Consider the following 22,108-nt stretch of genomic DNA (forward strand, 5'->3'; position numbering starts at 1 on the left):
TATTCAATTTTTCAACTATAGTATTCCGTACTCATTTTGAGTTCTTCAATCCTATAAATTATTTTTACATTTGTAATGATTTCACCATTACTTTATCAATCTTAACGCCATCCATATCAATAACTTCTAACTGAAATTTTTGCCAAATCAATTTTTCACCCTGTTTTGGGATATGAGAGAGTTCCGTCATTATTAATCCGCTGACCGTAGTAACTTCATAATCATTTATCAATTCATCCAATTCAAAATACGTTAAGAAATCGTGTAATGAATAATGACCATCTACTAACCAAGTTCCATCTTCTCTTTCAATTAATTGAAAATCATCCTTATAAAAATCAGAAGCATCACCTACTAAAGCTTCAAGAATATCATTCAAAGTAATTACACCTTGAAAAACACCATACTCATCAGAAACAAACGCATAATGAATACCTGTTTTTTTGAAGTTTTCAAGAGCTATGTAAGCGGTCGTTTGCTCCATCATAAAAGGAGCTTCCGTCATTATATCTGCCAGATTGAAATTTTCATTTTCAAAATGAGCAAAAATATTTTTCAGGTTTACAACGCCCACAATATCATCATAATTATCCCCATATACAGGATAAATAGAATGCAATTCTTTAAGCATAAATTCTTTTACCTGTTCCTTGTTCGAATGTAAGGGTAAAAACATTACTGATTTTCTATGGGTCATTAAAGAATTTATTTTTCTATCCCCAATATGAAAAACACGTTCCACGATATCTTGTTCTATTTCCTGTACTTCTCCCCCTTCAGTTCCTTCCTTGATGATAGCCTTTATTTCTTCCTCCGTTACTTTACCATCAGCGGTTGGTTTTATTTTTAAAATATCCAACAAAAATTCCGTAGAATGTGTTAGCAACCAAATAAAAGGTGCCGTAACGATAGACACTATTTTCATAGGCAATGCTACAGCTTTTGCTATCGCTTCAGGATGATTTAAGCCTATTCTTTTAGGTAATAATTCTCCTAAAACAAGAGAGAAGAAAGTTAATATCACAACCACAATTCCTACCGCTAATGGATGCGCATAGGGTGTTAGCATTTCAAATCCTTTAATAAACGCTTCCACATCTTTTGTGATTTTATCCCCGCTGTATATACCGGTAAGAATTCCTATCAGGGTAATTCCTATTTGCACTGTAGACAAAAACTTATTAGGAGAATTCGCTAAATCTAAAGCAATTTTGGCGCTTTTATTTCCTTTTTTTGCAGCTGTCTCTAATCTATTTTTTCTTGCGGAAATCAATGCGATTTCAGACATAGAGAAAACTCCATTTAACAGTATCAGAAAAAATATTATTACTATTTCCAATTTCTTAGTTGATTCGTTTGTGTATTAAAATATCTGTTTTTACTTTTTACTTTCGTAAATCGACAACTTGGGTCTTTAGCCCAGATGGTAATGAAAAGCCCACAGATAAAAAATTACTTTTTCTTGTCATAAAAGAGCGACCACAGGAAGCTCCTTTAATGACTTAGAAAAATATTTTTTTAGCGAGGACTTGTAATGTACAGCTGGAATTGCTCCTATAAATTATCAATCACTTTACTTACTCTTTCGGTAATTTCAGCAATTGAACCTATTCCGTTTACTGCATGAAATTTATCTTGCTCCTGATAATATTCCATTAACGGAGCCGTCTTTTCATTGTATTCCTGATAGCGATTTCTGATTTTTTCTTCATCTTGATCGTCTATTCTGCCACTTGTTTTTCCTCTTTCCAATAATCTCTGGATCAAGATTTCATCATTGGCTTCAAGTGCAATTGTTGCAGCAACTTTAGATCCAATTGAAGTAAGAAAAGCATCTAATGCTTCGGCTTGTGAAATTGTTCTTGGATACCCGTCAAACAAAATACCGTTTGTTTCCGGATGTTTATTTACCTCATCAATAAGCATTCTTGTTGTCAATTCATCCGGGACTAAATCGCCGGCATTCATATAGACTCGTGCTTGCTTGCCTAGTTCAGTGTCGTTTTTTAAATTAAAACGGAATACATCTCCAGTAGATATATGTGTTAATTTGTATTTTTCTTTCAAAAACTCGGCTTGAGTTCCTTTACCAGCTCCTGGCTTTCCAAATAAAACAATGTTAGTCATGTTGTTGTGTAGTTATTCTTTTAATTTATATACTTGCGGTAAATTTCTTCCTAAACCATTGTAATCCAATCCATAGCCTACAATAAATTTATTTGGAATTCTTATCCCAACGTAATCTATTTTAATGTCTTTTGTGTAAGCTTCAGGTTTAAAAAAAAGTGTAGCTATTTTAAAATGCTTTACATTTTGTTTTTTGAATAATGCTTTCAATTCTACAACAGTGTTTCCAGTATCTACGATATCTTCAATAACAATAACTGTACGTCCTGTTAAATCTTGATTCAACCCAATTAACTGTTTAACCTCTTCCGTTGAAGAAGTTCCTTCATAAGAAGCCATTTTTATAAAAGACACCTCGCATGGTTTTTTATAGATCTTCATAAAATCCGAAACGACCATGAAAGCACCATTCAAAACACCTACAAATATTGGTGTTTCATCCGCAAAATCATCTTCAATTTGCGCAACCATTTTTGCTATTGCAAACTCAATTTCTTTAGCGGAAATAAACGGAACAAATTGTTTATCGTGAAGTTGTATCATTATTCTCGTGTTTAAAATAATGTGCAAAGATACAGAATTCGAATTTGACAATAGATAAATGGTCATTATTTTGTACTTTTAAGTAAATATCACAAGAAAAGGGCTCAAAATATATTGAAAGTTCTAATTGATGTCCTAAAAATACTGAAGAAAACAAAATAGCATTTTCGGATTTAATGATTATAAAGTATCTTTGCCCAAACATACAACTCACCATGAATTATTTTTCTTCCGATTTTAAACTGGGAATTCTCGGTGGCGGACAATTAGGCAAAATGCTGTTATTTGATACTCGAAAATTTGACATACAGACTTATGTACTTGATCCAAGTGATGAAGCACCATGCAAAATAGCTTGTGATCAATTTTTCAAAGGCGACTTAATGGATTTCGAGACGGTTTACAATTTTGGGAAACTAGTTGATGTTTTGACTTTTGAAATCGAATTGGTTAATCTTGAAGCTTTAGTAAAACTAGAAGACGAGGGATTAAAAGTATATCCTTCTCCAAAAACACTAAAACTAATCCAAAATAAAGGAATTCAGAAAGATTTTTATAGACAACACAATATTCCAACTGCAAATTACAAACGATTCCCAGATTTAAAAAGTGTAGTTGTTGACATTCTTGATTCCAAACTAAAATTACCTTTCGTATGGAAATGTACGGAATTTGGTTATGATGGAAATGGCGTTAAGGTAATTAGACAAATATCGGATTTAGACAATTTAGCCAATGTAGAATGCATTGCTGAAGAAATGGTTCCGTTCAAAAATGAATTAGCAGTTATTGTTTGCCGCAATCCATCCGGCGACATAAAAACGTATCCTGTCGTGGAAATGGAATTTCATCCGGAAGCAAACCAAGTAGAATATGTGATTTGTCCTGCTAGAATTGATGACAAAGTTGCCGAAAAAGCAAGAGCAATTGCCCTAAATGTTTCCGAGAAATTCAATCACGTAGGTTTATTGGCCGTTGAAATGTTTCAAACGGAGGATAATGAAATCTTAATCAATGAAGTCGCTCCTCGTCCACACAATTCAGGACATTACTCTATTGAAGCCAGTTATACCTCCCAATTTGAAAACCATCTGCGTGCTATTCTTGATTTGCCTTTGGGAAATACGGATAGTAAAGTAGCTGGGATTATGGTAAATTTGGTTGGTGAAAAAGGATTTTCTGGAGATGTGATTTATGAAAATATAGAAAAAATATTAGGATGGGACGGTGTTACACCACACATTTACGGAAAGAAACAAACGCGTCCCTTCAGAAAAATGGGACATGTTACTATAATAAATGAAAACATTAGCGAAGCCCGCAGAATTGCTGAAGATGTGAAGAATACGATAAGAGTGATCAGCGATAAATTGAATAATTAAAAGATTTAATGATTTAAAAATTATACTAAGCTAAATAGAGTTTTAAATACTTTTTCAATCTTTAAATTTTTCACCCGAGCCGTAAGGCGAACGGACGAAGTAATCTTTAAATAAAAAATAATGAAAGTAGCCGTAATAATGGGAAGCATATCAGATATGCCCATAATGCAAGAAGCGATAGACATCTTAAAAGCATTTGATATAGAAACAGAAGTTGACATTGTTTCGGCGCACAGAACTCCCGAAAAACTATTTGATTTCAGTAAAAATGCACATCTTCGTGGGATATCAGTTATAATTGCAGGTGCTGGCGGTGCTGCACATTTACCTGGAATGGTAGCTTCTATGTCACCTCTTCCGGTAATTGGTGTTCCGGTAAAATCAAGTAATTCCATTGATGGTTGGGATAGTATTTTATCAATTCTTCAAATGCCAAGCGGCGTTCCTGTTGCAACAGTTGCATTAAATGGAGCAAAAAATGCAGGAATCCTTGCCGCTCAAATCATAGGAAGTCATAACAAAAATATCCTTGACCGTGTAGTATTGTACAAAACAGGACTGAAAGAAGCGGTAATCATCGCTTCGGCAAGCATCCAAAAATAAAAAAGAAAAACACAAATTTCACTAAATTACATATTCGCCCATGTAAATTGGTGAAATTCATGTTTAAAACTTTTTTTAACCTTCTCACAACTTAAGTTATACAAACTTTTTCAATACGTGAATATTTTACTCTGCTTCCGCTACGACTTCTAAGACACCCTCAAACTCCGAAGCGATAAGATCTTCTCTGTTTAACCAATATTCAGATGTGATAATAGTATAATTGATATTGTCCGTTGTGGATAAATCCCAAAGTATATCATTTGCTTCTGGAAATGGAGCATTTTGACTCATTGCCTGATCGAACAATCTTTTAATAAGAGTACTTTCAGACAGTCCGTTGCTTAAAAGCTTTAATACGTCTTCCTTTGTTAATTCCTTTACATTTTCTTCTTCTAAGGGAGCAAAACTACACTTCACGATTGTAGCTTTTGCGTTAGGAAAAGTACCATTATATGCCTTAAAAAGCAATTGATTGACATGAAACAATTTTGAATGCAAGCCTATTTCCGGATATTCTTCGCAAACTTTATCTAAAAACATGTCGTTTGAAATCTGTTGAATTTGACCTTCATTCAATTGTTCTGATAATTTGTAAGTCAATACGATTACAGCCGCTTCTTTAGGTTCAAAATCAGAGATTGCCATAAACAACAATTCTTTTAAACTAGCTGTATCCGCATCTGACGCATCTGGATAATCGAATTTCTCCAGTAATTGCACATAATCTTCATTGGTCCAATAGTCTTCAATTTCATCTACACTATAGGCACTTTTTATTGTAACTTGATATTTCATATCGTACTTAATTTATTAACTTTATTATAATTAACGGGTTTAATAACCAATCATTTTTTACAATGTAGGTCTTTTTAACCACAAGACACCTTGGCGTTTTATAAAGTTTAACAGTTAATCAATCCGTTTAGAAACTCCATTTTTTTTAATAAATACCTACATTTGTATATTGAAATTATTATATTTCAACTAATGATAATTAACAACTCTACAATGAAAATTCTTACTCAACTTTTCAATACTAAATACGATACTGCACCATTTTCACAAATAAAACTTGACGATTACAAGCCCTCTTTTATCGAAAATATTGCAGCAGCAAAGGCAGAAATTGATGCAATTATAAATAATTTAGAACCACCAACATTCTTAAACACCATTGAAGCATTAGATTTTACTGGAAAAGCATTAGACCGATTATCTAGTATATTCTTCAATTTGAACTCGGCAGAAACCTCAGACGAAATGCAGAAAATCGCTCAGGAAGTTACGCCATTGTTAACCGAGTTTAGCAACGACATCACTCTAAATGCCGATTTATTCAAAAGAGTAAAATCAGTTTTCGAGCAAAAAGAGAGTTTAACTTTAACGCCTGAACAAGCTACATTACTAGATAAAAAATTCAAAAATTTCTCGAGAAACGGAGCGTTACTTTCTGACGATAAAAAAATACGCTTGCGCGAAATTGATACTGAATTAGCTAAACTGAAACTGACTTACGGTGAAAACGTTCTTGCCGAAACCAATAATTACGAATTAATTATTACCGATGTAGCAGATTTAAAGGGATTACCTGAAGGAACTATTGAAGCCGCTAAATCATTGGCTCAATCTAAGAATATAGAAGGTTGGATTTTTACATTGGATTTTCCAAGTTACATTCCTTTTGTAACTTATGCTGAAAATAGAGAACTGCGAAAAGAAATTGCCATCGCTGCCGGAAAAAAGGCCTTCAAAAACAATGAATACGACAATCAGGAAAACGTATTGAAAATTGCCAAATTGCGTCATGAAAGAGCTAATTTACTGGGCTATGAAACCCATTCTCATTTTGTTTTGGAAGAGAGAATGGCGCAAAATCCAGAAAAAGTAAAATTGTTTTTGGATGATTTATTAGTTAAAGCAAAACCTGCAGCTGAAAGAGAATTTGCTGAACTTACCGCTTTCGCAAAAGAACTTGACGATATTGACCATTTAGAAAAATGGGATGGTGCTTATTATTCAGAAAAATTGAAACAAAAATTATTCAATTTAGACGATGAAAAACTAAAGCCCTATTTTCAATTAGAAAAAGTTTTAAAAGGAGCATTTACGGTTGCTCAGAAATTATACGGCATAACGTTTACTGAAATTTTCGACATCGATAAATACCATGATGAAGTTACCACTTACGAAGTAAAAGATGAAAACAGCGAATTAGTCGCCATTTTCTATGCTGATTTTTTTCCAAGAAAAGGCAAACGTAATGGTGCTTGGATGACCTCTTTTAAATCACAATATATTAAAGATGGTATAAACGAACGACCTCATATTTCTAACGTTTGCAATTTTACCAAACCAACAGAAACCAAACCCTCTTTATTGACATTTAATGAAGTAACGACTTTGTTTCATGAATTTGGCCACGGTTTACACGGCATGCTAGCCAATACAACGTATCCTAGTTTATCAGGGACTTCGGTTTATTGGGATTTTGTGGAATTGCCAAGCCAGATAATGGAAAACTGGTGTTATGAACCCGAAGCCTTAGCCTTATTTGCGAATCATTATCAAACAGGAGAAATTATTCCGCAGGAATTTGTGGAGAAAATCAAAGAAAGCGCTAGTTTTCAGGAAGGAATGGCAACTTTGCGTCAAATCAGTTTTGGATTATTGGATATGGCATTTCACAGTAACAATCCAAACGAAATTACTGATGTCAAAGCTTTTGAAAAAGCAGTCTTCGAACACACTACTTTATACCCTGATGTAGCCGAGAATTGCATGAGTGTTTCTTTTTCACATATTTTTCAAGGCGGATATTCATCCGGATATTACAGTTACAAATGGGCGGAAGTTCTTGATGCAGATGCTTTTGCATATTTTCAGGAAAAAGGAATTTTCGATAAAGAAGTGGCAACAAAATTTAAGGAGAATGTGCTTTCAAAAGGCGGAACAGAACAACCTATGATTTTATACAAACGCTTTAGAGGACAAGAGCCTTCGCCAGAAGCTCTACTAAAAAGAGCCGGATTACTTTAAACAACAACCATTTTGAACCCGAATTTTAAATACTTCGGGTTCTATTTTTACTATTTAATTCAATCAAGTTATGAGTTTCTTAAAAGCCGAGTGGAATAATCTAGCAATGATCAACTATGAAGTTAACCCTCAAATATTAGAAAAGTTCGTTCCAAAAGGAACGGAAATAGATTTCTTCAATGGCAAGTGTTATGTTAGTTTTATAGGTTTCTTATTTGAAAATGTTCGAGTTTTAGGGATGAAAATTCCTTTTCATTCTGATTTTGAAGAAGTAAATCTTCGGTTTTATGTTAGACGCTTTGAGAATGGAGTTTGGAAAAGAGGCGCGGTTTTTATCAGTGAAATTGTTCCTAAACATGCCATCTCATTTGTTGCGAATACTTTCTACAATGAGCATTACCAAACGCTACCAATGAAACACAATCTGAAAGCTAATGAAAACTCCCGAGAATTTACATACCAATGGAAAGTAAATAATTATTGGAACACCATTCATGTAGAAACCAATAAAAATCCCATTGCTATTGAGGTAGACTCTGAAGCAGAATTTATAACCGAGCATTACTTTGGTTATACCAAAATCAACGAAAATGAAACTTTTGAATACCAAGTTACCCATCCTAGATGGCAGCAACTTGAAGTAATCAACAATAAATCTGAAATCGATTTTGAGACTGTCTACGGACCAGAATTTGCGTTCATTAAAGAATTAAAACCAACATCAGTCTTTCTTGCTATTGGCTCGAAAATCACAATTGAAGACAAAAGAAAAATCTAATTTTAATGACTGTAATAAAAATTATCACAAGAATAAACGCGCCACGTCAATGTGTTTTTGACTTATCACGAAATATTGATGTACACCAACAGCCTGCAAGTCCTACTCATGAAACGGCAATTGACGGAATAACCTCCGGATTAATAAATTTTAATGAGACCGTAACTTGGCGAGGCAAACATTTTGGCGTTTATTTAAAGCATAAAAGCAGAATAACGGCAATGAATGTATATGACTATTTTGTTGATGAAATGGAGGAAGGTCATTTTAAATCTTTTCGACATGAACATTTTTTTACAGAAAAAAATGGTCTCACAATAATGAAAGATAAAATATATTACGAAGTACCTTATGGGGTGTTTGGAAAACTATTTGATTATTTATTTTTAAAAAACCATTTGCTTAATTTTCTTCTTCAGAGAAATAAAACATTGAGAACTTTAGCAGAAAAGCAGTAATACCATTTTTTTTAAAATACCATTTTTAGAGACTGACAAGTAACAACCACCAAATAATAGGCACACTTTCTACCCAAAAAGAAGTATAATATTTAGAACGTTTTTCATTGGCGAAAAGCAGAAATAAGGAAATTAAAGCAACTAAAATTAAATTGACAATTAATTGTTTCTCATCAAAATTACTTTTTAAAAATTCCAGAAAATAGAACGGAATCAAAAGCAGTATTCCCAATATTTTAGTGCGCTTCACTCCTATTTGTTGTGGAACGGTTTTCAAATGGGGATCGTCATTTGCCAAATCAATTATTTCAAAAATAAGAACTAAGACAAAAATTAAGATGAATCGCTGGATGCATTTTAGATAAAAATCTGAAGTAATAGAAATAGCAGCATTTAAAACAGGTAATCCTAAAGTCACTCCAACCCAACACAAAGCCACTATATAAATTTTCACACCAGCCCAGTTTCTGGCATTCCTCCTATTAGGAAAAAACGGCAGCGTATACAACAAAGTGATGCTCAAAAAAGCAACCGCAACAATTTGGGTGATCCTTTGCAGTTGAAAAAAATAGAAACCGACCAAAATAAGCGCAAAAAAACTGAATAAAGCTATTATTTTTAATTCCGTGCGCATCAGTAGTTTTTTGGCTCTGGCCAAAGCATCATATTTCACAAAATTATATCCCACAATTGTTCCGAAAAAAACAAAATTAGCAATAGATTGATCTAAAGAAATGTTGAACATGTGTTGCGTCATCTTAACCAGGGAATAGCAAGATAAAGCAACGTGAATGCTGCTATTTATGTAAAAATTAAATATTTGCTTAAATATCTTCATTAGACAAAATTAGTCAATTGTGAACAAATCCATCATTTAGCTGAAAAATTGACAAAATAGGAACCACAAAATACCTTTTAAATTATTAATAATACTTATTTTTGCACCACTAAAAAACAACACCTATATTTTTGTATGAAAACAGATGCTTTTGCTTTAAGACACATAGGCCCAAGAGAAAACGACCTACAACATATGTTGAAAACAATTGGCGCAGAAACGCTGGACCAATTGATTTTCGAAACTATTCCAAGTGACATTCGCTTGAAATCAGATTTAGATTTAGAACCTGCAATGACCGAATATGAATTTGCAAATCATATTCAAAAATTAGGGAATAAAAACAAAATGTTTCAATCCTACATTGGTTTAGGATACAATCAAGCGATTATTCCTGCGGTTATTCAAAGAAATGTTTTTGAAAATCCGGGATGGTATACTGCTTATACACCTTACCAAGCTGAAATTGCTCAAGGTCGTTTAGAAGCGATTTTGAATTTCCAAACCATGGTTATCGAATTAACAGGAATGGAAATTGCCAATGCTTCTTTGTTAGACGAAGGAACTGCCGCTGCGGAAGCAATGGCATTATTATTCGACGTACGATCTCGTGATCAAAAGAAAGCTAATGTTTGTAAATTCTTTGTTTCAGAAGAAATTTTACCACAAACATTATCGGTTTTACAAACCCGTTCAACTCCAATTGGTGTTGAATTAGTAATTGGAAACCATGAAGAGTTCGATTTTTCAACAGAATTTTTCGGAGCAATCCTTCAATATCCAGGAAAATTTGGACAAGTTCATGATTATGCTAGTTTTATAGCTAAAGCGACAGAAAATGAAATAAAGGTAGCTGTTGCTGCTGATATTTTAAGTTTGGTAAAACTGACTCCTCCAGGAGAAATAGGTGCTGCAGTAGTTCTTGGAACAACACAACGTTTCGGAATTCCGTTAGGTTACGGTGGTCCACATGCTGCGTATTTTGCAACAAAAGATGAGTACAAAAGAAGTATGCCGGGAAGAATCATCGGAGTAACCGTTGATACAAATGGAAACCGTGCTTTACGTATGGCATTGCAAACACGTGAACAACACATCAAACGTGACAAAGCGACTTCAAATATTTGCACTGCACAAGTTTTATTGTCAGTTATGGCTGGAATGTATGCGGTTTATCATGGTCCAAAAGGATTGCAATATATCGCTGACAAGGTTCACGCATCTGCTGCAACTTTGGCAAACGCATTAGAAAAATTAGGTTTACAACAAACCAATACTGCTTTCTTTGACACCATCGTCGTTAAGGCTGCTGCCAAAAAAATAAAAGAGATTGCTGAACAAAACGAAATTAACTTTTATTACATCGACGAAAATACCGTTTCAATTTCTTTGAATGAAACGACAAGTATTGCTGATTTAAATAAAATCATTACTGTCTTTGCTTCCGCAAAAGGAACTCAAGCAACTACAATTGAAAGTTTATCGGAAACAAATCATTTTCCGGAAAACACAAACAGAACATCCACTTTCTTACAACATGATGTTTTCAACAAATACCATTCGGAAACCGCTTTGATGCGTTACATCAAAATGTTAGAACGAAAAGATTTGGCTTTGAATCATTCTATGATTTCATTGGGATCTTGTACCATGAAATTGAATGCAGCTTCAGAAATGTTGCCATTAAGTAATGCGCAATGGAATAACATTCATCCATTTGCTCCGCTTGATCAAGCACAAGGATACCAAGAAATGTTAGCTAAACTAGAACAACAATTAAATGTTATTACTGGTTTTGCAGGAACAACTTTACAACCTAATTCTGGTGCTCAAGGTGAATATGCAGGATTAATGGTAATTCGTGCGTACCACCAATCAAGAGGAGATCATCATAGAAACATTGCTCTAATCCCATCATCAGCTCACGGAACAAATCCAGCTTCGGCAGCTATGGCAGGAATGAAAGTTATTGTTACTAAAACATTAGAAAACGGAAACATTGATGTAGAAGATTTACGTGAAAAAGCAATTCTCCACGCAGCTAATCTTTCTTGTTTGATGGTAACCTACCCATCTACTCACGGTGTTTTTGAAAGTGCTATTAAAGAAATTACACAATTGATTCACGATAATGGTGGACAAGTGTATATGGATGGTGCCAATATGAACGCCCAAGTAGGATTAACAAATCCCGCTACTATTGGTGCTGACGTTTGTCACTTAAACTTACACAAAACGTTTGCTATTCCTCACGGTGGTGGTGGACCAGGTGTTGGACCAATTTGTGTTGCACCACAATTAGTACCATTTTTACCAAGCAATCCAGTAATTGCAACTGGTGGTTCAACTGCCATAACAGCAATTTCTGCAGCACCTTGGGGTTCTGCTTTAGTTTGTTTGATTTCTTATGGATATATTTGTATGTTAGGTGCTGAAGGTTTGAAACAATCTACCGAATATGCTATTTTGAATGCAAACTATATCAAAGAAAAATTAAACGGTCATTACGATACATTATATTCAGGTGAAATGGGCCGTGCTGCACACGAGATGATTTTAGAATGTCGTCCTTTCAAACAAAAAGGAATTGAAGTTACTGATATTGCAAAACGTTTGATGGATTATGGTTTCCATGCACCAACGGTTTCTTTCCCAGTTGCAGGAACATTAATGATTGAACCAACAGAAAGTGAAAACCTGGAAGAATTAGACCGTTTTTGTGATGCTATGATTTCAATCCGTAAAGAAATTGAAGCGAGCCATGCTGACGATACTGATAACGTTTTGAAAAATTCACCTCATACTTTAGCGATGCTTACTACTGAAGTTTGGAATTTTCCTTACACCAGAGAACAAGCTGCTTTCCCATTGGATTATATTGCTGAAAATAAATTCTGGCCAACTGTTCGTCGTGCTGATGATGCTTATGGCGACAGAAATTTAGTTTGTAGTTGTGCTCCTATTGAAGCCTACATGGAAAACTAATTTATATTTAAAAAATGTCTCGAGAAATCGGGACATTTTTTTTACCTTTAAAATTATACAAACTTTAAAAAATAGTTTATTACCAACTCTTAAAATAGCCATCTTATTGATTGCAATTATTAAGAAATAGATATCATATCATTTTTCGCAATTTGTAATGAAATAATTAATATTTTTGCCAAAAAATTATTATTACATAATTATATGCGTGCATAGTAAATATTGTGAGTGTAATTATTTTTTTATGTTTAAATTAGCATAAATTTTGGAAAATTAACGCAATGAAAATAAAAATAGCTGGAATAGGAAGTTATATTCCTGAGAAAAAAGTAAGTAATACAGATTTTAGCGAACATGTCTTTTTAAACGAGGATGGAACCGCTTTTGCTTATCCAAACCAAGTAATAATCAAAAAATTTAAAGGCATAACCGGAATCGAACACAGGCGTTATGCTGAAGACCATTTAAATTCATCAGATTTAGCTTTTTTTGCATCTCAAAAAGCAATTGAAAATGCAGGAATAGATCCTGAAACCATTGACTATATTATATTCGCACACAACTTTGGCGATGTAAAATACGGAACAAATCAATCCGATATGCTTCCTAGCTTAGCCACACGTGTTAAGAATAAATTACAAATAAAAAACCCAAAATGCGTTGCTTACGACATCCTTTTTGGTTGTCCGGGCTGGATAGAAGGCGTTCTTCAAGCAAATGCTTTCATCAAATCTGGTATGGCAAAACGTTGTTTGGTAATCGGATCCGAAACCTTATCAAGAGTGGTTGACGAGCATGACAGAGACTCTATGATTTATTCTGATGGTGCTGGCGCTGCAATAATAGAAGCTTCTGATGACGAGACCGGTATGCTATCCTACGAAAGTGGCACATACGCTAAGGATGAAGCCAATTTTCTGTTTTTTGGAAAATCATATAATCCCGATTTAGATCCAGATATTCGATACATAAAAATGTACGGGCGCAAAATTTATGAATTCGCATTAAATACAGTACCGGCAGCAATGAAGAGTTGTCTAGATAAAAGCGGTATTAAGATAGACGAAGTTAAAAAAATTCTTATTCATCAAGCTAATGAAAAAATGGATGAAGCTATCATTCAACGTTTTTATAAATTGCATGACAGACCAGTTCCTCAAGACATCATGCCTATGAGCATTCATGAACTGGGAAACAGCAGTGTTGCAACCGTACCTACTCTTTTCGACTTGTTAATACGAGGAGAAATTGAAAATCAATCGATAGAAAAAGGCGATATTCTACTTTTTGCATCCGTTGGAGCAGGAATGAATGTTAACGCATTTGTTTACAGATATTAATTTATTTGGAGCTAATCCAGATATACACTTCAAGTCCACACTCAAAAAATGTGTTTTTCTAAACCTTAAAAAGAGCTTCTTTCAGTCGCTTTTTTAAGCTAATAAAAACTACATTTTTTGAGTCGTGGGCTTTCCGTTGTTATCTGGGCTAAAAATTCTGCAAAAAAGAAACATATCTTTGTACCTTTGCGCCTTTGCTGTTAAAAAATAAAAAAATGTACGAAAAAACGTTTCCAAATAAAAGATTTAAACATACTTTAGAGTTTTTAAAAAAACACATTTCAACTTCCCATTCAATATTAGATTTAGGGGTAGAAAATCCTTTTTCTAAAATCATGAAAGAGGAAGGTTTTTCAGTTAAAAATACGACAGGAGAAGACTTAGATACTAATCAAGAAGTATTTCAGTCTGAAAAAACAGATGTGGTTACTGCTTTCGAAATTTTTGAACATTTACTTAATCCGTACACTATTTTAAAAGAAATAAAATCAGACAAACTTTTTTTATCTATTCCCATGCGTTTGTGGTTTTCACCGGCATACAGGAGCAAAATAGACATGTGGGACAGACATTACCATGAGTTTGAAGATTGGCAAGTGGACTGGCTTTTGGAGAAAACAGGATGGAAAATTATCGACAGAGAAAAATGGACAAATCCAGTTAATAAATTTGGCTTTCGTCCATTATTGAGAAAGTTCACCAATAGATATTATATTGTTTACGCTGAAAAAACACATACCCCAACCCTACCCGAAGAGAAGGGAGCCTAGACTCTAAAATTTTTAAGCTTAAAATCTCAGCAACTTAGAAACTTAGTCCCTCAAGAAAAAATGAATTACTACATTGTTATACCGGCTCATAATGAAGAAGCATTTATTGCTTTAACTTTGCAATCGTTGCTTTCGCAAAGTGTTTTGCCAAAAAAAATAGTCGTTGTCAATGACAATTCCACAGATAAGACAGCCGAAATTGTGATGGCTTTCGCCAAAGAAAATCCATTTATCACTTTGGTAAATAAAACCTCCGAAGCGATTCATTTGCCGGGAAGTAAAGTCATTCAGGCTTTTCACAAAGGTTTCGAAACATTAGACGAGAATTATGATGTTATCGTAAAACTGGATGCCGACTTAATTTTACCTAATAATTACTTTGAAACTGTTTTAAACATTTTTAAAAAAGATGCTACAATAGGAATGGCTGGAGGATTTGCCTATATTGAAAAAAACGGTCAATGGATTCTTGAAAACTTAACAGACAAAGATCATATTCGTGGTGCTTTTAAAGCTTATCGAAAAGCGTGTTTTCAACAAATAGGAAACTTAAAACCGGCGATGGGTTGGGACACCGTTGACGAATTATTGTCGAAATTTTATGGTTGGAAAGTAGTTACTGATGCTTCATTGATAGTAAAACACTTAAAACCCACTGGAGCAAACTATAATAAAACTGCTCGTTACAAACAAGGCGAAGCGTTTTATACTTTAGGTTACGGATTTTTAATCACATCGATTGCTTCGGCAAAGCTAGCTATGATGAAAAAGAAGCCATTGCTTTTTCTTGATTATATAAAAGGTTTCGTCAAAGCAAAATCGGCTAAAACTCCCTTATTAGTAACTGAGGAACAAGCAAAATACATAAGAAAATATCGTTTACAGAAAATGAAAGAAAAACTTTTCTAACGAAAAACCCCCCATCGAAAACTTTTAACTGCTAAGTATTTTCGTAATTTAGCCAATATTTCAAAAACTATGATGCTCATAAGATATATAACGCAGATAGGAAGATACTGCTTAATGCTGAAAGAAATTTTCAACAAACAGACCAAATGGTCCGTTATGAAAAATTTAATTTTTAAGGAAATCGACGATTTAATAATTGGTTCTTTAGGTATTGTAGCCTTTATTTCTTTCTTCGTAGGTGGAGTTGTTGCTATACAAACCGCCTTAAACTTAACCAATCCATTAATACCAAAATACCTAATTGGTTTTGCAACAAGACAATCTATAATATTAGAGTTTGCACCCACCTTTATTTCTATTGTAATGGCAGGAAAAATGGGTTCTTTTATTACCTCAAGCATTGGCACAATGAGAGTAACGGAACAAATCGATGCATTGGAAGTTATGGGAGTTAATTCTCTAAACTATCTTGTTTTCCCTAAAATAATGGCATTGTTATTATATCCGTTTCTTATTGGCATCGCTATGTTTCTAGGTATTCTTGGGGGATATATTGCTAGTGTATATGGCGGCTTCGGGAGTGGCGCAGAGTTTGTCGATGGAATTCAAAGAGATTTTCTACCCTTTCATATTGCTTATGCTTTCATAAAAACATTCATCTTTGCTTTACTTTTAGCAACAATTCCATCATTTCACGGCTATTACATGAAAGGTGGTGCACTTGAAGTAGGAAAAGCGAGTACTGTTTCTTTTGTTTGGACGTCAGTGACCATTATTTTGATGAATTATATATTAACACAATTACTATTAACGTAATGATAGAAGTAAAAAACGTAGAAAAATCATTTGCCGGCGTTAAAATCCTTAAAGGTGTTTCGACAGTTTTTGAAACTGGTAAAACAAATTTAATCATAGGACAAAGTGGATCAGGTAAAACGGTGTTGCTAAAAAGTCTTCTTGGTATTCATCAACCAGAATCAGGAACAATCTCATTTGACGGTAGAGTATATTGCGACTTAAACGCTGATGAAAAACGAGAACTACGAACTGAAATCGGAATGGTATTTCAGGGAAGTGCGTTGTTTGACTCTATGACTGTGGCGGAAAACGTAGGTTTCCCCTTAAAAATGTTTACCCATGACAATAATAAAAAAATTCAGGAACGCGTAGATTTTGTATTAAAAAGGGTAAATCTTACCGATGCACATAAAAAATTACCTTCAGAAATTTCTGGAGGAATGCAAAAACGGGTTGCTATTGCCCGCGCAATTGTAAACAATCCAAAATATCTGTTTTGTGACGAACCTAATTCAGGTTTAGATCCAAATACCGCCATATTAATTGATAACCTCATCAAAGAAATTACTGAAGAGTACAATATCACTACCGTTATCAATACGCATGATATGAACTCGGTGATGGAAATTGGCGAGAATATTTTATTCCTAAAAGATGGTTTAAAAGCTTGGGAAGGAACGAAAGAAGAAATTTTCAGAACCGATAATGAAGCGGTAGTTGACTTTGTTTATTCTTCTAATTTATTCAAAAAAGTTCGTGAAGCGTACTTGAAAGACTAAAACGTTTAACAATTTAACTGGATTTCAACAACTCCACCTCAGCATTAGGATTGAATAAATACGTTTTTCCCGAACTTATTTCCAGACATTCAAAACGCTTGGTTCTTACAGCTATTTTCTTAAAAATCTTTCCGTTTTGGATTCGAAAAACACTGCCATAAGGAATCTCAAAAACATAGTTTTTATCATTTTGTTGGTCAAATTGTTTCAATGCCAAAGCTAAAGTAGCATCTGTATCGCTGCTGGCTGTCGGATTTCTGAAATGTCGCGCCAACAAAGGCAACAAGTGATTAGGGAAAATTTCTGGTCGAATATAAGGAATCATTAACCGCTGAAATGAATATTTCCATTCGTTACCATGCGGTTTAATATCTCGTCCGAATTTTTCAAACGCTACCAAATGTGAGATTTCATGAATCAGCGTAATTAGAAACTTGTATTTATTAAGGTTTGAATTTACTGTTATTTCGTGTTTTCCACTTAAACCTTTTCGATAATCGCCATGACGCGTTTGCCTTTCATTTACAATCTTAAGATGCACCTGATTGGCAACAATTAGTTCGAAAATGGGTTTTACAGCATGTTCGGGTATATATCTTGAAAGTGTTTCGCTCAAAATAATTATGAGTTATGAATTATACGTTTTTCTTTAATTTTTACGGATTAGTAGAAGACACTTGCAATACTTTTCCGTTGAAATATTTATTCCCTGTCAGCGTAAAATTAAAAATATAATCCGCCATTTCACTCGCAGATATTGGTGCTTGATAGCCCGGAAAAGCTTCTGCTAACATTTCCGTTTGAACGGAACCTAAGGCCAAAACATTGAAAGAAATTCCGCGCTCTTTATACTCTTCGGCTAATAATTCTGACAAGGTAATTACCGCTCCTTTACTGGAACTGTAAGCTGAAAGTCCGGCGAATTTTAAACTCCCCTGAATCCCTCCGATAGAACTTATAGTAACTACATGACTTCCTTTTATCAAATAAGGTAAACAAATACGTGTCAAATTAGCAACTCCAAAAACATTTACCTTATAAATAGTTGCAAAATCTTCCTGCGTTGTCTCAGAAAATGATTTCAGCAATAAACTTCCTGCATTATGAACAATTGCATCTACTCTTTTCCAAGATGAAGAAAGAAAAGATTCTACTTTATCCAATTCAGATTCATCAGATAAATCAACAGAAAGACAAGTGATATTTTCGTTATCAATTAATTCTTGTGGCGTTTTTCTGGAAATGGCAAGAACCTGATGGCCAGCATTGGCAAACTGCAATGCCAACTCGAACCCTATTCCTCTACTAGTACCGGTTACAATGATATTTTTCATAAGACAAAAATAAGCAAAAACGTCAAAAAATAACATTTTACACTAAGGATTCTTCATAATATAAAAATCAAGATTCCTATAATTTTCCTTAATTTTGTTTTGGAGAATAAATGAATTTATATCTGTAGAAAATGATTGAAAATATAGAATTAGAAGTTGCAAAATTAAGTGATATCGATGGAATATTGGCGCTACAAGAGCTCTATCTGGTCTCCAATTTATCCGAAGAAGAAAAAGTTGCAGGATTTGTGACGACCCCTTTTTCAATTCCTCAATTAACTGAAGTCATAGGCCAGCAAGGATTATTTCTTGCTAAAGACAACAATAAAATCATTGCTTATATTGTTGCAGCCGGCTGGGATTTTTTTAACCAATGGCCCATCTTCAAACATATGACTACACTATTTCCTAATCTTACATTTTTAAATTTTGATATTACTACAACCAATAGCTTTCAATACGGTCCCATTTGTATTGATAAAGCATATCGCGGAAAAGGATTAATAACTCCACTTTTCGAATTCATGAGGATTCATCTTGTAAAGCGATACCCGTTGGCTTTGACCTTTATCAATAAAACAAATATTCCATCTACAAAAGCGCATACCGAAAAACTAAAATGGACGATTATTGCTGATTTTCATTTCAACAATAACAACTATTTTATTTTAGCATACGATATGAATCAACCTGTCTCTTAAGATTCATTAATTCATAATAATCTCCTGTGTTGGGGAATTCGTCATTTGCGTTATGGCGGGTAGCAATTCCTGAATAAATGAAGTCATATGAGGAATATCCATGACTTTAAACTCATCAGAAACATGGTGATAATAATCGAAATTTTCAAAGTCGAAAGTACTCACTGACTGACAAGGAACTTTGAAAACATCGTAAAAAGAATAATTATCTGATCTGTAAAATAATTGATATTCCGCTTCTTTTGGAAGAAAACCAATGGTTTTCTTCCCTGTGTACTCATTTATTTTACTAGCCATATTCGACTTGTCAAAACCAGTAATATAAGCTAGATAATCTCGTTTCATTGGCACTCCAATCATCTCAATATTAAACTGCGCATATAAATTAAAATTTTGTGCTTTTAGTTTTTTGGCTAAATGCTTAGAGCCTAACAATCCCTTTTCTTCTCCAACAAAGAATACGAAAAGCACACTTCTTTTATTTGATTTCGTAATACTGAAATATTTGGCCATTTCAGCCACCGCAGTTGTTCCGGAAGCATCATCATTAGCTCCATTATTTATAAAATCCCCGTTCACTCCTTCTTTGGCGATTCCTATATGATCGTAATGTCCACTTATGACTACGAATTCATTTTTAAGAACAGAATCATTTCCTTCTAAAAAACCAACAATATTGTAAGCTGGTTCTTTAAAATTAGACAAAGTATCTCTGTAACTTTTAAAATACGGTTTTACCTTATTGTCTTTGAAAAACTGTTCTAAATAATCGGCTGCTTTTACCATTCCTTCAGTTCCTGTTTCTCTTCCTTTTAATTCATCTGAAGCAAGGTATTTTAATGTTTCAGCAACCGCATTTTCTCTTACTCGATAAGCAATCTCTAACGGATCCTGTACTTTTTTGGTTGATGATTCAGATAATACGCTTGAAATTGGTTTACAACCAAAAATAACGAACGGAACTAATAGGAGTACTTTTTTCATAATTGGATATTTACGGTACATTAAGTGATAATGGACCTTTCTAAATTTGATCATTACGTTTAAAATATTTTTTATAAACTTTATACATTTGAATAAAAGCTAAAACTATGAAAAATAATGGAATAATTACCGGTATTGCGTATTTGGAGAAAAAAGTAGTGTTTTGGGACAGACTATTTAAAATTAAAACCAACGCTAACATCCCTAAAAATGTACCTAATGCGGTTCCAACAACATAATAATATTTCAGTTTATTTTCGACTGTAATATAGTTTCCATTCATTAAATAAAGATTCCAGCCCGTCCAAAATGGGAATTGAAGGAAGTTGACACAATTAAGAAACAAACCAATGAAATAAGGAGAATACATAACATATTTATCTAAATCATCCTGTTTCGTTGTTGTTTGATTAGAATGTGCATAAAAAGAATAGGCTAAAACAAAAAGAAACAGAATAGCAAAATAGTCAATTGCTTTCATGAGTTTTTTATTATTAACCAATTTTTTAGCAAAAATTAAAGTAAAATAAATCACAAAAACCTCAACAGAAATAACGCCAAACAAATAAGAAATCAAACTATTTATTCCAAATTTCGAATAAATTTCGAAGCCAATAATATTCAAATACCCAAGCGGAATTGAGCCAATAAAACTTACTAGAAAACCTACAAAGATATTTTTAAGAGTTTTCATTCTATTAAAAATTTACAATTCTGGTACTTTGTTCTAAATGCAAACGATATTCTTTCATCCCTTCTTTGTGTGTCAAATACGGAATTCCTTTTTTATGATTACGCACACTTATTTCATACATAAAAGTAATATGTCGGGCGAGTTCTTTCCACGCAAATAGCAAAGAATGTTTAGGATCGTAAATATGTGTAGGTTCACTTCCGGCACCATTCAATTCAACGATAGAAAAGTTTTTTCCTTGTTCTAATTCTTGCAAAGTATTGTACATAACATCCAATCTTCCAAAATAAAAACCTGGAATTTGCAAACACATTTCATCTACGGTTTCAGTCAATTTTGGAGTTATCCAGTGGCTTCCATCTATAAATTTCGCACCACGCGCATGATTTCCGTAAGGAACCAAGTTTAGTTTTTCTCTTTTTGGAAGAATATCTGATAATTTATTTCCATATTCTTGCTTCAATACCTTCAATTGCAATTCGTATCTCGGGTTTTCTTTGATCAATTCTTCAATCGTTGAAAATCCATCGCCTGTAATAATCAGAAATTCTTTGGAAACTATCCCTGTTATTCTGCCTGCTTTTTCATCAGGATAACGGACGTAAAAAATGCCAACTTCATTTTCGTAAGGAATTAAATCCTGAATTACATAATCAAAATTTGCCTTTTCAGCGTATCTTTTTAAGTCGGCAACAGTGTAAATTTTCTTGACTCCGGAACCACGCAAACCAATATCAGGTTTTGCAATCAATGGATATTTTATTTCCGCCTCTTCAATAATTTCTTCTATTTCCTCTAGTGAAGTTCCTTCTTTTATGAATTCGGTTTTTGGATAATATTGCTGTGGAATTAAATCGTAAATCGCTTTTTTAGACTCCATGATAAATCCACCATTTTTTATAGTTGGATTAGCCGCGTTGAAGAAAAAAATCGATTTTGCTTTAAGCGAATAAAATGCCCAAAGGAAATAAATTGGAATATAAACAATCTGAAAAGGCCAATATTCCCAATGCGTAATCTTATGAAAAAGTAATTTCAATTGAGGA

Annotated in this window: 22 protein-coding genes; 12 read left to right on the plus strand and 10 right to left on the minus strand. The window is 33.7% G+C overall.

The annotated features are described in order from the left end of the window. Nucleotides 1–64: 64 nt before the first annotated feature. The 3 genes from C4S35_RS10060 to hpt all read right to left on the minus strand — a co-directional run bounded on the left by C4S35_RS10060 (nucleotide 65) and on the right by hpt (nucleotide 2,670). Nucleotides 65–1,339 carry a hemolysin family protein gene (locus C4S35_RS10060; protein WP_104000042.1) on the minus strand — a complete coding sequence of 425 codons (1,275 nt, stop codon included), beginning with the start codon at nucleotides 1,337–1,339 and terminating at the stop codon, nucleotides 65–67. 215 nt (nucleotides 1,340–1,554) lie between these two features. Beyond that, nucleotides 1,555–2,127 (minus strand): adenylate kinase, encoded by a 573-nt coding sequence (locus C4S35_RS16035; RefSeq protein WP_104000043.1) that lies wholly within the window; start codon nucleotides 2,125–2,127, stop codon nucleotides 1,555–1,557. A 12-nt stretch (nucleotides 2,128–2,139) separates the two neighbouring features. After that, a complete protein-coding gene (hpt, locus tag C4S35_RS16040; RefSeq protein WP_104000044.1) occupies nucleotides 2,140–2,670 on the minus strand; it encodes a hypoxanthine phosphoribosyltransferase in 531 nt (176 codons plus the stop codon). 215 nt (nucleotides 2,671–2,885) lie between these two features. Between hpt and C4S35_RS10075 the strand changes: the two genes are divergently transcribed. Together C4S35_RS10075 and purE are read left to right on the plus strand one after the other, a co-directional pair. After that, nucleotides 2,886–4,052 carry a 5-(carboxyamino)imidazole ribonucleotide synthase gene (locus C4S35_RS10075; RefSeq protein WP_104000045.1) on the plus strand — a complete coding sequence of 389 codons (1,167 nt, stop codon included), beginning with the start codon at nucleotides 2,886–2,888 and terminating at the stop codon, nucleotides 4,050–4,052. A gap of 117 nt (nucleotides 4,053–4,169) precedes the next feature. Beyond that, nucleotides 4,170–4,655 carry a 5-(carboxyamino)imidazole ribonucleotide mutase gene (purE, locus tag C4S35_RS10080; protein WP_167386521.1) on the plus strand — a complete coding sequence of 162 codons (486 nt, stop codon included), beginning with the start codon at nucleotides 4,170–4,172 and terminating at the stop codon, nucleotides 4,653–4,655. Between the two features lie 126 nt (nucleotides 4,656–4,781). Here the strand turns inward: purE and C4S35_RS10085 are convergent, their stop codons facing one another. Beyond that, on the minus strand, nucleotides 4,782–5,453 hold the full coding sequence (locus C4S35_RS10085; RefSeq protein ID WP_104000047.1) for a hypothetical protein: 672 nt from the start codon (nucleotides 5,451–5,453) through the stop codon (nucleotides 4,782–4,784). A 213-nt stretch (nucleotides 5,454–5,666) separates the two neighbouring features. Here C4S35_RS10085 and C4S35_RS10090 point away from each other — a divergent pair, with 213 nt between their 5' ends. The 3 genes from C4S35_RS10090 to C4S35_RS10100 all read left to right on the plus strand — a co-directional run bounded on the left by C4S35_RS10090 (nucleotide 5,667) and on the right by C4S35_RS10100 (nucleotide 8,930). Further along, the gene (locus C4S35_RS10090; RefSeq protein WP_104000093.1) at nucleotides 5,667–7,694 is read left to right on the plus strand and encodes a M3 family metallopeptidase; all 2,028 of its coding nucleotides are present in this window, start codon (nucleotides 5,667–5,669) and stop codon (nucleotides 7,692–7,694) included. Between the two features lie 70 nt (nucleotides 7,695–7,764). Next, nucleotides 7,765–8,472, plus strand: a complete 708-nt coding sequence (locus C4S35_RS10095; RefSeq protein WP_104000048.1) for a YqjF family protein — start codon at nucleotides 7,765–7,767, stop codon at nucleotides 8,470–8,472. A 5-nt stretch (nucleotides 8,473–8,477) separates the two neighbouring features. Then, entirely contained in the window at nucleotides 8,478–8,930 is a 453-nt protein-coding gene (locus C4S35_RS10100) for an SRPBCC family protein (protein WP_104000049.1), read from the plus strand. A 25-nt stretch (nucleotides 8,931–8,955) separates the two neighbouring features. Here the strand turns inward: C4S35_RS10100 and C4S35_RS10105 are convergent, their stop codons facing one another. Beyond that, complete coding sequence (locus tag C4S35_RS10105) at nucleotides 8,956–9,768, minus strand: UbiA prenyltransferase family protein (RefSeq protein ID WP_104000050.1); 813 nt, start codon at nucleotides 9,766–9,768, stop codon at nucleotides 8,956–8,958. Between the two features lie 135 nt (nucleotides 9,769–9,903). Here C4S35_RS10105 and gcvP point away from each other — a divergent pair, with 135 nt between their 5' ends. From gcvP to C4S35_RS10135, 6 genes are all read left to right on the plus strand, one after another. After that, a complete protein-coding gene (gcvP, locus tag C4S35_RS10110; protein ID WP_104000051.1) occupies nucleotides 9,904–12,753 on the plus strand; it encodes an aminomethyl-transferring glycine dehydrogenase in 2,850 nt (949 codons plus the stop codon). A 281-nt stretch (nucleotides 12,754–13,034) separates the two neighbouring features. Continuing rightward, a complete protein-coding gene (locus tag C4S35_RS10115; RefSeq protein WP_104000052.1) occupies nucleotides 13,035–14,093 on the plus strand; it encodes a 3-oxoacyl-ACP synthase III family protein in 1,059 nt (352 codons plus the stop codon). 215 nt (nucleotides 14,094–14,308) lie between these two features. Further along, nucleotides 14,309–14,863: a methyltransferase domain-containing protein gene (locus C4S35_RS10120; protein WP_104000053.1), complete on the plus strand. Its 555-nt coding sequence runs from the start codon at nucleotides 14,309–14,311 to the stop codon at nucleotides 14,861–14,863. A 60-nt stretch (nucleotides 14,864–14,923) separates the two neighbouring features. After that, nucleotides 14,924–15,772 (plus strand): glycosyltransferase family 2 protein, encoded by an 849-nt coding sequence (locus tag C4S35_RS10125; RefSeq protein ID WP_104000054.1) that lies wholly within the window; start codon nucleotides 14,924–14,926, stop codon nucleotides 15,770–15,772. A gap of 69 nt (nucleotides 15,773–15,841) precedes the next feature. Continuing rightward, nucleotides 15,842–16,588, plus strand: coding sequence for an MlaE family ABC transporter permease (locus C4S35_RS10130; RefSeq protein ID WP_104000055.1), 747 nt, complete (start codon nucleotides 15,842–15,844; stop codon nucleotides 16,586–16,588). Further along, the gene (locus tag C4S35_RS10135) at nucleotides 16,588–17,349 is read left to right on the plus strand and encodes an ABC transporter ATP-binding protein (RefSeq protein WP_104000056.1); all 762 of its coding nucleotides are present in this window, start codon (nucleotides 16,588–16,590) and stop codon (nucleotides 17,347–17,349) included. The genes C4S35_RS10130 and C4S35_RS10135 overlap by 1 nt, the downstream gene beginning before the upstream one ends. Before the next feature lie 13 nt (nucleotides 17,350–17,362). Here the strand turns inward: C4S35_RS10135 and C4S35_RS10140 are convergent, their stop codons facing one another. Beyond that, nucleotides 17,363–17,965, minus strand: a complete 603-nt coding sequence (locus C4S35_RS10140; protein WP_104000057.1) for a SprT-like domain-containing protein — start codon at nucleotides 17,963–17,965, stop codon at nucleotides 17,363–17,365. A 40-nt stretch (nucleotides 17,966–18,005) separates the two neighbouring features. Next, nucleotides 18,006–18,683 carry an SDR family NAD(P)-dependent oxidoreductase gene (locus C4S35_RS10145; RefSeq protein ID WP_104000094.1) on the minus strand — a complete coding sequence of 226 codons (678 nt, stop codon included), beginning with the start codon at nucleotides 18,681–18,683 and terminating at the stop codon, nucleotides 18,006–18,008. A 131-nt stretch (nucleotides 18,684–18,814) separates the two neighbouring features. On the opposite strand from C4S35_RS10145, the gene C4S35_RS10150 reads away from it, so the two are divergent. Continuing rightward, the gene (locus tag C4S35_RS10150; RefSeq protein WP_104000058.1) at nucleotides 18,815–19,384 is read left to right on the plus strand and encodes a GNAT family N-acetyltransferase; all 570 of its coding nucleotides are present in this window, start codon (nucleotides 18,815–18,817) and stop codon (nucleotides 19,382–19,384) included. 6 nt (nucleotides 19,385–19,390) lie between these two features. On the opposite strand, the gene C4S35_RS10155 is transcribed toward C4S35_RS10150, so the two are convergent. Genes C4S35_RS10155 through C4S35_RS10165 form a run of 3 tightly spaced genes read right to left on the minus strand, consistent with a single transcriptional unit; the run spans nucleotide 19,391 to nucleotide 22,101 of the window. Then, a complete protein-coding gene (locus C4S35_RS10155; protein WP_104000095.1) occupies nucleotides 19,391–20,368 on the minus strand; it encodes a M28 family peptidase in 978 nt (325 codons plus the stop codon). 40 nt (nucleotides 20,369–20,408) lie between these two features. Beyond that, complete coding sequence (locus tag C4S35_RS10160) at nucleotides 20,409–21,062, minus strand: hypothetical protein (protein WP_104000059.1); 654 nt, start codon at nucleotides 21,060–21,062, stop codon at nucleotides 20,409–20,411. Between the two features lie 4 nt (nucleotides 21,063–21,066). Further along, nucleotides 21,067–22,101, minus strand: coding sequence for a D-alanine--D-alanine ligase (locus tag C4S35_RS10165; RefSeq protein ID WP_104000060.1), 1,035 nt, complete (start codon nucleotides 22,099–22,101; stop codon nucleotides 21,067–21,069). Between the last annotated feature and the right edge of the window lie 7 nt (nucleotides 22,102–22,108).

It is taken from the genome of Flavobacterium urumqiense (genome assembly GCF_900108015.1).
GTDB classification, from domain to species: Bacteria; Bacteroidota; Bacteroidia; order Flavobacteriales; family Flavobacteriaceae; genus Flavobacterium; species Flavobacterium urumqiense.